This window comes from Pseudomonas sp. B22129, from assembly GCF_044218875.1.
In the GTDB taxonomy this organism is placed as follows: Bacteria; Pseudomonadota; Gammaproteobacteria; order Pseudomonadales; family Pseudomonadaceae; genus Aquipseudomonas.
Genome location: NZ_CP162592.1, coordinates 3,191,911 through 3,204,850, shown reverse-complemented (window position 1 = coordinate 3,204,850; position 12,940 = coordinate 3,191,911). Strand labels below are relative to the sequence as shown.

General features: G+C 60.5%; 8 protein-coding genes. 3 read left to right on the top strand and 5 right to left on the bottom strand.

Annotation, left to right across the window (positions count from 1 at the left end; genetic code table 11):
• Positions 1-242: 242 nt before the first annotated feature.
• Positions 243-1,565 carry a putative porin gene (locus AB4P94_RS14720; RefSeq protein ID WP_395611129.1) on the top strand — a complete coding sequence of 441 codons (1,323 nt, stop codon included), beginning with the start codon at positions 243-245 and terminating at the stop codon, positions 1,563-1,565.
• Positions 1,566-1,685: 120 nt separating this feature from the next.
• On the opposite strand, the gene AB4P94_RS14715 is transcribed toward AB4P94_RS14720, so the two are convergent.
• From AB4P94_RS14715 to aceK, 5 genes are all read right to left on the bottom strand, one after another.
• Positions 1,686-1,919, bottom strand: coding sequence for an anti-sigma factor (locus AB4P94_RS14715; protein WP_016973333.1), 234 nt, complete (start codon positions 1,917-1,919; stop codon positions 1,686-1,688).
• The gene (locus AB4P94_RS14710; protein ID WP_395611128.1) at positions 1,913-2,527 is read right to left on the bottom strand and encodes an RNA polymerase sigma factor; all 615 of its coding nucleotides are present in this window, start codon (positions 2,525-2,527) and stop codon (positions 1,913-1,915) included. The genes AB4P94_RS14715 and AB4P94_RS14710 overlap by 7 nt, the downstream gene beginning before the upstream one ends.
• Before the next feature lie 122 nt (positions 2,528-2,649).
• On the bottom strand, positions 2,650-3,771 hold the full coding sequence (locus tag AB4P94_RS14705) for a beta-ketoacyl-ACP synthase III (protein WP_395611127.1): 1,122 nt from the start codon (positions 3,769-3,771) through the stop codon (positions 2,650-2,652).
• Between the two features lie 332 nt (positions 3,772-4,103).
• Positions 4,104-8,015 carry an ATP-dependent RNA helicase HrpA gene (gene hrpA, locus AB4P94_RS14700; protein WP_395611332.1) on the bottom strand — a complete coding sequence of 1,304 codons (3,912 nt, stop codon included), beginning with the start codon at positions 8,013-8,015 and terminating at the stop codon, positions 4,104-4,106.
• A gap of 236 nt (positions 8,016-8,251) precedes the next feature.
• Positions 8,252-9,961 carry a bifunctional isocitrate dehydrogenase kinase/phosphatase gene (aceK, locus tag AB4P94_RS14695; protein WP_395611126.1) on the bottom strand — a complete coding sequence of 570 codons (1,710 nt, stop codon included), beginning with the start codon at positions 9,959-9,961 and terminating at the stop codon, positions 8,252-8,254.
• Between the two features lie 389 nt (positions 9,962-10,350).
• Here aceK and AB4P94_RS14690 point away from each other — a divergent pair, with 389 nt between their 5' ends.
• Positions 10,351-11,976, top strand: a complete 1,626-nt coding sequence (locus AB4P94_RS14690) for a methyl-accepting chemotaxis protein (protein WP_395611125.1) — start codon at positions 10,351-10,353, stop codon at positions 11,974-11,976.
• A 64-nt stretch (positions 11,977-12,040) separates the two neighbouring features.
• The gene (locus tag AB4P94_RS14685; protein ID WP_395611124.1) at positions 12,041-12,937 is read left to right on the top strand and encodes a DMT family transporter; all 897 of its coding nucleotides are present in this window, start codon (positions 12,041-12,043) and stop codon (positions 12,935-12,937) included.
• Positions 12,938-12,940: the final 3 nt, after the last annotated feature.

Sequence of the window (12,940 nt, the reverse complement as noted above, 5' to 3'; positions counted from 1 at the left end):
ATCGCTTATCGCCGGGGTTCGCACACCTTCAAATGGCACGACAAAACCCGTGCCACATAGTTCCTTTATAAATAATTTGTCATCTACATGACATCACTTAGCCACTGCTCCGTCATAAACGATAGTGATACTGACGCCTGTTTTTAGAGCGCCTGGTTCTAGCAGGCGGCTATTTTTCCGTCCGTCATCGGTCGGTTGTGTCCTGGATGGTTTGCCATCCCTCCTCACTTTCGGAGATTGATATGCGTCTTGCTTCCACTAAAACTGCGGCGGTCCTGTGTGGCGGCCTGTTGCTGGCCCTGAGCGTTCCGGCCAGCGCTGCAGTCGACGCTAAATTGCTCGACATGCTCAAGGCCAACGGCCAGATCACCGCTGCGCAGTACACTGAATTGCAAAGCGAACTGGCCAAAGACCAGAAAGAACAGCAGATCGCACGGCAAGCTCAACAAGAGACCAACGAGCAGATCGCGGCCACCGCGAAAAAAACCACCGAACTGAGCAGCTTCGACCAGAAGCTGGCCTGGGCCGCGAAGACCCAGTTCAAGGGTGATGTACGTTTCCGTCAGGAAACCGTGAAGATCCAGGGCGAATCCAATAACGGTGGCCGCGACAAGGATCGTCAGCGCATCCGTGCCCGTCTGGGCGCCTACACCGAGATCAACTCCCAGGTCGACACCGGCATCCGTATCGCCACCGGCAGCAGCGACGACGCCCGCTCGACCAACCAGGACCAGGACAACTATTTCGACAAGAAGTCGATCTGGCTGGACCTCGGCTACATCGACTACCACCCGGACCAGATCAAGAACCTGCACGTGATCGGCGGCAAGATGCTGCAACCGTGGGTCAACATGGGCGACGTGATCTGGGATAGCGACATCAACCCGGAAGGTCTGGCCTTGACCTACAAATACCCGTTGGGTAGCAGCGCCGAGCTGTTCGGCAGCATCGGTAACTACAACCTCAAGGACAACGTGGATGGCGACGGCGTGCAGTTCCGTCACGACCTGCGCCTGACGTCCGGCCAGTTGGGTACGCGTTTCTCGGTCACCGACAACCTGAAAATGACCCTGGGCGGCAGCGTCTACGCCTACCAGAACGACAAGGACAGCCGTTGCACAACCACCACCACGCCTTGCGCGCTGGCGGTCAACGGCAACTCGGCCGACAACCAGTTCCGCCTGTATGAAGGTTTTGCCCAGGCTGACATCGGTGGCCTGGCAGTGCCTCTGGCCTTCTACGGCCAGTACGTGAAAAACAACGACGCCGTGACCGATCAGGACACCGCCTGGTTGGTGGGTGCCAAGTCCAAAGTGTTTGGTTTCAACCTGGACTACAACTACCGCGACATTCAACGTAACGCAGTGGTCGGCGCTTTCACCGACTCGGACTTCGCCAACGGCACCACCGGTTCGCGCGGTCACAAGATGAAGGTCAGCTACGACATCGACAAGAACTTCGCTCTGGGCGCCACGTATTTCCTGACCAAGGCTGACTACGCCAGCCGCACGCAGCGTGATGCCAGCACCAACACCCTGCAGTTGGATGCTGAAGCCAAGTTCTAAATGTGAGTGTGAAAAGCCTTGGGCCAGGACGGCCCGAGGTGGCTACAACAGCCTCTCGTGGGTGGGTCGATCCCCATCATCCGTTCGACTCACCCACGCGAGTCTGCCTCTTTCCCGCCTTTACTGATCTTTCAGCCGTTCGGCTACGAGTCGATCGGCCAGTGCATCAGCGTCCTTTACCGGCTCCTCCGGCATAATCTTCAAAGTCGCCTGCATCAGGCGCATCTGACGAATAAATCGCCGGCAGTTAGGGCAGAACATCAAGTGATGACGCACCATCAGACGCTCGCGAAAGGTCAATTGCCCATCGAGATAGTCGCTGGAACGTGCCACTTGTTCTTTACAGGTCAACATTCGCCCGTTTCCTCAAAATGCTCCACCGTGGCGAAGACTTTAAGCCGTGCTCGATGCAACAGCACACGGACATTGGAGAGCGACAGGGTCAGAAGATTACAAATCTCTTCCAACTCCAGGCCCTGACGTTCACGCAGTACCAACACGCTGCTTTGCAGCTCCGACAAACTCAGCAGCGTATGCTCCAGGCATTTGCGCAGTTCGTCTTCGGTGAGCAGCGCTTCCGGGGTGTCCTGATGCCAGGCGTAGGGCGCGACGGCCCAGTGACCATCATCCGGCACGAAACGATCGTCGCCGATGGTGCCGTGGGGCGAAGGCAAATCGTCGAGCAAGACTTCCCGGCGGTTCTGTTTGTAGCGGCCTTTGGCGGAGTTGGCGGTGATGGTCAGCAGCCAGGTCTTGAGGCTGGAACGCCCCTCGAACTTGGCCAGGTTGCGTACCACCGACAGCCACGCGTCCTGAACCACTTCGTCGGCGTGGCGCTGGCCGACAATTGCATAGGCCACCGCGCGCATGGCGCTCTGGTAGGTGGTGACCAATTCCTTGTAGGCCCGCTGCTCACCCTTGAGCAATCGTTCAAGCAGGTGCGTGTCGTCCGCTGCCGCCATCGTTTACCTCAATACTGCTGTGGATACCTGTGGGAGCTGGCTTGCCTGCGATAGCGGCGGTGAATTCACCCTCGTCATCGCAGGCAAGCCAGCTCCCACATTAACCGCATTCCGGCTCTATATCAGCGTTTACGCAGAATGACGCTGCCGATCGAATAACCCGCGCCGAACGAGCTGAGCACCGCAACGGAGCCTTTTGGCAAATCGTCCTGGTATTTGTGAAACGCAATCACCGAGCCCGCCGAGCTGGTATTGGCGTAAGTGTCGAGAATCACCGGCGCTTCTTCCACCGAGGCTTCGCGGCCCAGCAGTTTTTTCACAATCAGGTGGTTCATGCTCAGGTTGGCCTGGTGCAGCCAGAAACGCTTCACATCGGCCACGTTCAGCTGGTTTTCTTCCAGGTGCACACCGATCAGCTCGGCGACCATCGGGCACACGTCGCGGAATACCTTGCGGCCTTCCTGCACGAACAGTTTGTCCGGCGCGCCGACGCCTTCTTCCGCCGTACGGTTGAGAAAGCCGAAGTTGTTGCGGATGTTGTTGGAGAACTTGGTCAGCAGCTTGGTGCTCACCACGTCGAACTGATGCGCGGAGGTTGCCAGGTCAGCACGCTCCAGCACGACTGCGGTGGCCGCGTCGCCGAAGATGAAATGGCTGTCGCGGTCACGGAAATTCAGGTGGCCGGTGCAGACTTCCGGGTTGACCATCAGGATCGCCCGGGCCTGGCCCAGCTGGATGCTGTTGGCGGCGTTTTGAATGCCGAAGGTGGCCGAGGAGCACGCCACGTTCATGTCAAAACCAAAACCTTCGATGCCCAGGGCTTCCTGGACTTCAATGGCAATGGCCGGGTAGGCGCGTTGCAGGTTGGAACAGGCAACGATCACACCGTCGATGTCGGCGGCGGTTTTGCCGGCGCGTTGCAAGGCTTGTTCGGCGGCGCCGACTGCCATCTGGCAGAGCACCGACCATTCGTCATTGCTGCGCTCGGGCAGGCGCGGGGCCATGCGTTGCGGGTCAAGGATGCCGTCCTTGTCCATCACAAAACGGCTCTTGATGCCCGACGCCTTCTCGATAAAGGCGGCGCTGGATTCGGTCAGCGCCTGCAGGTCCCCGCGCTCGATGGCGGCGGCATTGTCTGCGTTGAACTGTTGCACGTAGGCATTGAAAGACTGCACCAGCTCTTCGTTGGAGATGCTGTTGGCCGGGGTGTACAGGCCAGTGCCGCTGATGACGACGTTATGCACGGTCGTTCCTCTAAATCTGTCAGGCAGAAGATATTGGTACCGTCGTACCAAACTGTAAGTAGTCCGATTCCGTACTGCGGACATCAAACTGGCAACGCTTTATTCCATCGCGCCGTAGCCCTTCACGACGATCCCGGCATTTATAACCGCGAAGTTTGCCACAACCCCGCAAGTTTGGCGCCACTTCCAGGATCAGCCCAATTTTAATGTGGGAGCGGGCTTGCTCGCGAATGCGGTGTATCAGTCAAGCACGCAGTGACTGACACGCCGCATTCGCGAGCAAGCCCGCTCCCACATTTTGACCTGCTTCGCCCTGGAGACAGGGAACCGATTCAAGCCTCCACCAAACTCCACTGCTTGCTCAAACGCTTGTCGGAAATCGGCACCTTGGTCCCCAACTGCTGGGCAAACAACGACACCCGGTATTCCTCCAGCCACCAGCGGTACAGCTCCAGTTGTGGATCGCGCTTGCCCTCCTGGGCATGTTTTTTCAGGCGGTTTTCGTACTGAGTCCACAAACCGGCCAACTCACCGCTCCACACGCGATCTTTTTGCACCTGACTCGGCAGCTTTTCCAGGCGCAGTTCGATGGCCTTCAAGAACCGCGGCAATTCCTTGAACCATTGCGACGGGGTTTCCCGCACAAAGCCCGGGTACACCAGGTTGCTCAGCTGTTGCTTGATGTCGTTCAAAGCCACAGCCTGGGCCAGGTCGATCTTGCCCTTGAAGCGCTTTTGCAGGCCATGCCACAGCTTCAATACTTCCAGCGTCTGGCGGGCCAGGCGTTCGGCATGTTCGGTCCAACTGCCACGTTTGCGTTCAGCCAACGCCGCCAGGCCGGCGCCATCACGCGGCAGGCTGGTTTCACCTTCCAGCACGCAGGTGTCGAGGCTGGCCAGCAATATGTCTTCAACCAAGGCGTCGACGCGCCCCAGCTCGCGGTACATCAGGCCCAATTCGGTCAGGCCGGGCAGCTTGCCACGCAGGAATTTGGCCGGTTCCGCCAATTGCTGCATCAACAGGCGCTGCAACGCACGACGGTGCTGGAATTCAGCCTCGGCGGCCGTGGAAAAACGCCCTTCCTTGACCGTGCCGTTTTCTTCTACCAGCGCCGGATACACCGTCATCGACAGGCCGGCGATCTTTTGCTGGGTCTTCTCAGCCACCGCCGCAAATACCTTGGCCTCCACCGGCTGCTGGCTTTTCGCGGTTTGCGGCACGGCCAAGGCAGCCTGGCTGGCCTCGGCAAAGCGTGCGGTCAACTCGGCGAGGTCGCGGCCTTCGCCGAGGAACTTGCCCTGGCCGTCGACCACTTCCAGGTTCATCTTCAGGTGGTTTTCCACCTGCTGCGCGGCTTCGGCCCAGGCCTCATCGCTGACCCGCGCACCGGTCATGCGCAGCAGTTCGCGCCCCAGCGCCTGGGGCAGCGAGCCCTGGCCGAATTCGATGCGTTGCAACGCCGCCTTGACGAAGTCCGGCACCGGCACGAAGTTCTTGCGCAGAGCCTTGGGCAAGTTGCGCACCAGCGCAATGCACTTGGCTTCGATCACACCCGGCACCAGCCACTCCAGGCGCTCCGGCGGCAAGGCCGGCAGCAGCGGTGCCGGCACGCGCAGGGTCACGCCGTCGCGCGGGTGGTTGGGCTCGAAGTGGTAACTCAACGCCAGCTCCAGGTCGCCCAGGTGCAAGGTGTCCGGGTAATGCAGCGCGGTGACTTCACTGGCCTCGCGGGCCAGCACGTCTTCTTCGCGCATGATCAGCAATTGCGGGTTTTTCTGGCTGTTGACCTTGTACCAGCTGTCGAAAGTGGCCGTCTGGTGGATCTCAGCCGGTAAACGCGCGTCGTAGAAGGCGTACAGGGTTTCTTCATCGGCGAGGATGTCACGACGACGCGCCTTGGCTTCCAGCTCGTCCAACTGCTCCAGCAATTGCTGGTTGGCGGTGAGGCACTTGGCCCGCGACTGAATCTCGCCACGCACCAAGCCTTCACGGATAAACAGCTCGCGCGACACCACCGGGTCAATCGGCCCGTAATGCACCGGGCGGCGGCCGACCACAATCAGCCCGAACAGGGTGATTTGCTCAAACGCCACGACCTGGCCGCGCTTCTTCTCCCAATGCGGTTCAAAGTGGTTTTTCTTGATCAAGTGCCCGGCCAGCGGCTCGATCCAGTCGGCATCGATCTTGGCGACCATGCGCGCATACAGCTTGGTGGTTTCCACCAGCTCAGCGGTCATCAACCATTGCGGACGCTTCTTGCCGATGCCCGACGAGGGGTGGATCCAGAAACGCCGCTGACGCGCGCCCAGGTAATCGCCGTCTTCGGTTTTCTGGCCGATCTGGCTGAGCAGGCCGGACAATACCGCCTTGTGCAATTTGGGAAAGTCCGCCGGCTCTTTGTTGAGGGTCAGCTGCATGTCGCGGCAGATCAGGCTGAGCTGGCGATGGGAATCGCGCCACTCGCGCAACCTCAGGTAATTCAGGAAGTTTTTGCGGCACCAGTTGCGCAACGGGCTGGCGGTGAGTGCTTGGCGCTGTTCTTCAAAACCGCGCCACAAATTCACCAGACCGGCGAAGTCCGAATCCGCATCTTTCCACTGCGCGTGGGCCTGGTCGGCGGCTTGCTGGCGCTCCGGCGGGCGCTCGCGCGGGTCCTGGATCGACATGGCGCTGGCCACGATCAGCACTTCCTGCAAACTGCCGAGCTTGGCCGCTTCCAACAACATGCGCCCCATGCGCGGGTCCACCGGCAGGCGCGCCAATTGGCGACCCAACGGCGTGAGCTGGCTGTTGCGGTCCACCGCCGAGAGTTCTTGCAGCAGGTTGAAACCGTCGCTGATGGCCTTGCCGTCCGGCGGCTCGATAAACGGGAAGTCGGTGATTTCGCCCAGGCGCAGGTGCAGCATCTGCAGGATCACGGCGGCGAGGTTGGTGCGCAGGATTTCCGGATCGGTAAATTCCGGCCGCCCGATAAAATCTTCTTCGCTGTACAAGCGAATGCAAATGCCCGGCTCTACCCGGCCGCAGCGGCCCTTGCGCTGGTTGGCGCTGGCCTGGGAAATCGCCTCGATCGGCAGGCGCTGCACCTTGGCGCGGTAGCTGTAGCGGCTGATACGCGCGGTACCGCTGTCGATCACATAACGAATGCCCGGCACCGTCAGCGAGGTTTCGGCGACGTTGGTCGCCAGCACCACGCGCCGCCCGGGGTGGGACTGGAAGATGCGCTGTTGCTCGGCCGGTGAAAGGCGCGCGTACAACGGCAGAATCTCGGTGTGCTTGAGCTGAGCCTTGCGCAGCATGTCGGCGGCGTCGCGAATCTCGCGCTCGCCGGGCAGAAACACCAATACATCGCCGGGGCTGCGCTTTTCGCTGCGCTCATAGGCGGCGATTTCATCGAGGGTGGCAAGAATCGCCTGGTCGACCGTCAGGTCGTCCTCGACGCGGTTGCCCTCTTCGTCCTGCTCGAGCGTCAACGGGCGGTACCAGGTATCGACCGGGAAGGTGCGGCCCGAGACTTCGACAATCGGTGCATCGTCAAAATGTTTGGAAAAGCGCTCCAGGTCGATGGTCGCCGAGGTGATGATGACTTTCAGGTCCGGGCGGCGCGGCAGCAGGGTTTTCAGGTAGCCCAGCAGGAAATCGATGTTCAGGCTGCGTTCGTGGGCTTCGTCGACGATGATCGTGTCATAGCGCTCGAGGTAGCGGTCGTTCTGGGTTTCCGCCAGCAGGATGCCGTCGGTCATCAGTTTGATCAGGGTGTTGGAATCGCTCTGGTCTTCGAAACGCACCTGATAGCCGACCAGCGCGCCCAACGGCGTAGCCAGTTCTTCGGCCACCCGGCTCGCCACGCTGCGCGCAGCAATCCGGCGCGGCTGGGTGTGGCCGATCAGGCCGAACTGGCCACGGCCGATTTCCAGGCAGATTTTCGGCAACTGCGTGGTTTTACCCGAACCGGTTTCACCGGCGATGATCAGCACCTGATGCTTGTTCAGCGCCGCCTTGATCTCGTCACGCTTGGCGGCAATCGGCAGGCTGTCGTCGTAGCGAATCACCGGCAGGCTGGCGCGCCGCGCCGTGACCTGGGCGCAGGACGCCTGCATGCGCACGACCCACTGCGCCAGCTTCTCCTCGTCGGGTTGCTTGCGCAGCTCAAGCAATTGCCGCCGCAAGCGGTGGCGGTCGGCGAGCATGGCGTGATCGAGGGTTTTGAGCAGTTGGTCGATAGTGGGCGCTTGGTCAGTCATCAGGTACTTGACGGTCATCTATATAGGCACGGCCGCCAAGTGTGGCAGAAAAGCGTCTTATCGGGCAGACGGCTGAGCGGGATCACGGATAAACCCAATCAAATGTGGGAGCGGGCTTGTGTGGGAGCGGGCTTGCTCGCGAATGCTGAGTGTCAGTCAATACATCTGTGGGCTGACCCACCGTATTCGCGAGCAAGCCCGCTCCCACACAAACCCGTCCCACGGGGGGATAGGTGTTACAGCGGGTCCTTGCGCCGGTACGGGAACACATCAATCACCTTGCCTGCGCGAATCGCTTCCTGCAGGCCTTTCCAGTAGTCGGCGTTGTAGAGCTCGCCGTGCAACTCATCGAAAAGCTTGCGTTGGCTGGCGTCGGCAAACAGGAACGGCGGGAATTCCTCGGGGAACACATCATGGGGGCCGATCGAATACCAGGGCTCGGACGCCATTTCATCCTCGGGCGTGCGCGGCGCGGGGATATGGCGGAAGTTGGCTTCGGTGAGAAAGCAGATTTCGTCGTAGTCATAGAACACCACGCGGCCGTGGCGGGTGACGCCGAAGTTTTTCAGCAGCATGTCGCCGGGGAAGATATTCGCCGCCGCCAGTTGCTTGATGGCCAGGCCGTAGTCTTCCAGGGCTTCGCGCACCTGAGCGGCGTTGGCGTTGTCGAGGTAGAGGTTGAGCGGGGTCATACGCCGCTCGGTCCAGCAGTGGCGGATCAACACCGTGTCGCCTTCGACTTCGACCGTTCCAGCGGCGACTTCCAGCAGCTCGGCCAGGCATTCGGGCTCAAATTTGCTCAGGGGAAAACGGAAGTCGGCGAACTCCTGAGTGTCGGCCATGCGCCCTACCCGGTCGACGCTTTTAACCAGCCGGTACTTCTCGATCACCGTGGCGCGGTTGACGTTTTTCGACGGCGAAAAACGGTCCTTGATGATCTTGAATACCGTGTTGAAACCCGGCAGCGTAAACACGCTCATGACCATGCCGCGCACGCCGGGGGCCATGATGAACTGGTCGTCAGTGGTGGCCAGGTGGTCTATCAGCGCACGGTAGAACTCCGACTTGCCATGCTTGTAAAAGCCGATGGAGGTGTACAGCTCGGCGATGTGTTTGCCCGGCAGGATGCGCTTGAGAAAACCGATGAATTCGGCGGGCACCGGTACGTCGACCATGAAGTAGGAACGGGTGAACGAAAAGATGATCGACACCTCGGCTTCATCGGTGATCAGCGCATCGATCTGGATGCCGCGCCCTTCGCGGTGCAGCAGTGGAATCACCAGCGGCCATTGTTCGTCGCGGGTGTACAGGCGCCCGACCAGGTACGCGCCTTTATTGCGATAAAGCACCGAGGAAAACAGCTCGACAGTCAGGTCCGGGTCTTTGCACACCCAGTCCGGCAGGTTTTCCCGCAGTTGTGCTTCGAGGCGACGCAGGTCGGTGGGTAAATCGGCGTAGGGCTCGCTGAAACGGTAGTCGGCGAAGATCTGCGCGAGCATTTCGGCAAGCTTGCCGGCCGGTGCATAGAGGCGGGTTTGCGCCGCCCGCGCGCGGCGCAGGCTGGGCCGGGTGGTGTGGATGAACATGCAGCCGTCGCTGATCAGGTCGTGGCTGAACAGGCCGCAGAAAATCGAGTTGTACCAGGTCTCCGACAGCTCATCGTCGAAACGCAGGTCGATCAGGCCGATATAGGCACTTTTGACCACGGGCCATGCATCGACGTCCAGCAGCGTCGCCTCTTCAAATCCGTCACGCAGGCGTGCCGTCACTTCAGCGACTTTCTCTTCATACAGGTTGATACGCGCCGCCGAAGCCGCCTGCCCAAGCTGCCATTGCGCCTTCTCGAAGCGTTCGCGGGCGCCATCGGTGATCCGGCGGAAATGCTCACGGTAATCGTCGAAGCCATCGAGGATCATCCGGGCGATGGCGAGGGCGGATTGCGACATGCGGGAAACCTCGAACGGGCATCTGGAAGCCCTGAGCTTAGCCACTGAACGCAGGCAGGAGAAGGAAGAGTTTTCGGGGCGAGTTGTACATTTTTATGTGTTTCGTACATTTATTTTCACATTTCACAATTCGACTCTGCGGTCAAAAAACGCACCAAAAAGTCGCACAATTAACAGCTGCAGGCCTTCCGCCCCGTGGCTTGGCGCTGAAACTGAGAAAAACCGGAAATCGGTGCGTTTCACAACTTCTGTAACCGTTTTGATACAGCGTAAGGGAAACCCTGATTACCACGGCAATGGCACTTTGCTATATAGCGCGCCCTCTCCCACCCTAACAAGGTCAGAAGACCGATCCGGGAACAGGTTCAAACCGCCTAAGGAGCATTGAGATGTCATTGAGGAATATACGGATCGGTCTGCGCGCCAGCCTGAGTTTTGGGGTGCTGGCCAGTATGCTGGTGATTGTTGGAATGTTTGGCCTGGGGCAGATGGCCAAGCTGCGTGAAAGTGCGCTGGTGATTGAAGAGTCGTGGATGCCGAGCATCGAGAATATCCACGATGCGGCCGCCTGCATCGCCGCGATCCGCCTGGAATCGATGCGCATGGCGACCACCGACGAATCCCGCATCCGCGACAACAGCAAAAGCCTGATCACCCGCCAACGCAGCGAACTGCAAACCTTGCTAGCGCATCATGAAGAACTGCTGAGCGGCGACGAAGAGCGTTCGATGCTCAAGCAGCTCAACGCCGATGTGAACACTTACGTCACCATCGTCAGCCAGATGGTTGCCTTGGTCGACAAGGACCAGCAACAAGACGCCATCGACTTGCTGTCCACCCGCCTCGGACCTCAGGGCACCGTGCTCAACAAAAGCCTGGAGGACATGATCACCTTCAACCAGAAAGGCGTGCAGGACGCGGCAGAGGCTGCCGCGCAGATGTACACCAACGCCCAGTGGGTGGTCGGCCTGATCATCCTGTGCGCGCTGATTGCCACCTTGCTGCTCGCCTGGCTGCTGACCCGCAGCATCACCGCCCCCATCGCCCAGGCCCTGACCGTGGCGCGCACCATCGCTGCCGGCGACCTGAGCCAACCGATTGCGGTGACGGGCCATGACGAACCAGCGCAATTGCTGACCGCGCTGGCCACCATGCAGCAACAGTTGCGATCCACCATCCATGGCATCAGCGAGTCGGCGCAGCAGTTGGCGTCGGCCGCCGAAGAGATGAGCTCGGTGATGGAACAAAGCACCCGTGGCCTGCAGGCGCAGAACGATGAAATCGAACAAGCTGCGACCGCCGTCAACGAAATGAGCGCAGCGGTGGACGAAGTGGCGGGTAATGCGGTGTCCAGCGCCGAGGCGTCCAAGGCCTCCGATGAAGACAGCAAGCACGGCCACTACCAGATCAGCGAAACCATCAGTTCGATCCAGAACCTGGTGGACGAAGTACTCGGTGCGTCCAACAAAGCCGAAGGCTTGGCGGTTCAGGCCCAGGACATCAGCAAGGTGCTGGAAGTGATTCGTGGCATCGCCGGGCAAACCAACTTGCTGGCGCTGAACGCCGCCATCGAAGCCGCCCGCGCAGGCGAAGCCGGGCGTGGCTTTGCGGTGGTGGCCGACGAAGTACGTTCCCTGGCGCAACGCACCCAGAACTCCACCGAAGAAATCGAGCAGATGATCAACGGTATCCAGCAAGGCACGCAGGACACGGTCGGCGCCCTCAACAGCAGCGCCGAACATGCCGGGCAGACCCTGCAACGCGCCAACAGCGCCGGCAATGCGCTGGAAAAAATCACCGCCGCCATCTCGCAGATCAGCCAGCGCAACCTGGTGATCGCCAGCGCCGCCGAGCAACAGGCGCTGGTGGCCCGTGAAGTGGACCGCAGCCTGGTGAACATCCGCGACCTGTCCACACAGACCGCCGCCGGCGCCACCCAGACCTCGGCCGCGAGCCAGGAACTCTCGCGCCTGGCCGTGGACCTCAACGGGATGGTGACGCGGTTTGTTTTGTAATTAGTCATTGTGCCGGGCAGGCCACTGGGCAAGAATCGCCGCCTTATCAATAGAGGCACGTGCCGTGAGACCTGTCGACACCTTGTACCTGCTGGGGCTCGCTGCCATTTGGGGCGCGAGCTTCCTGTTCATGCGCATCATCGCGCCGGAAATCGGTACGGTGCCCACCGCGTTCTTTCGCGTGTCGATTGCCGCCGCCGGCTTGCTGGTGATCCTCACAGTGATGCGCGTGAACTGGGACTTTCAGGGCAAGTTCAAGACCGTCCTGCTGCTGGGCGTGATCAACTCGGGGGTTCCCGCAACGATGTACTCGGTGGCCGCCCAGGTGCTGCCTGCCGGCTACTCGGCCATCTTCAACGCTACGACGCCACTGATGGGTGTGTTGATTGGCGGGCTGTTTTTCAGCGAGCGTCTCACGCCGTCGAAAATCGCCGGGGTGTGCCTGGGCCTGTTTGGCGTGGGCGTGTTGACCCGTGCCGGGCCGGTGGCGTTTGACCTGGACTTGCTGATGGGTGCGCTGGCCTGCCTGCTGGCAACCACTTGTTATGGCTTTGCCGGTTTCCTGGCACGGCGCTGGCTGGATCAGCGTGGCGGGCTGGACAGCCGCCTCGCCGCCCTGGGCAGCATGCTCGGTGCCACACTGTTTTTGCTCCCCCTCTTCGCTTACAACGCCATCAGCCATCCGCCGGCCAGTTGGGGCGGCTGGCAGGTATGGTCGTCGTTGCTCGGGTTGGGGCTGCTGTGCACGGCATTTGCCTACATTCTTTACTTCCGCCTGCTGTCATCCATCGGGCCGGTCAAATCGATGACCGTGACCTTCATGATTCCGCCGTTTGGGGTGTTGTGGGGGGCATTGCTGCTCGATGAGCCGCTGTCGATGGCACACCTGTATGGCGGGATTCTGATTGCGGGGGCATTGTGGCTGGTGTTGCGGCCGGGGAAATTGGCCAAGGCGCTGTAGGGG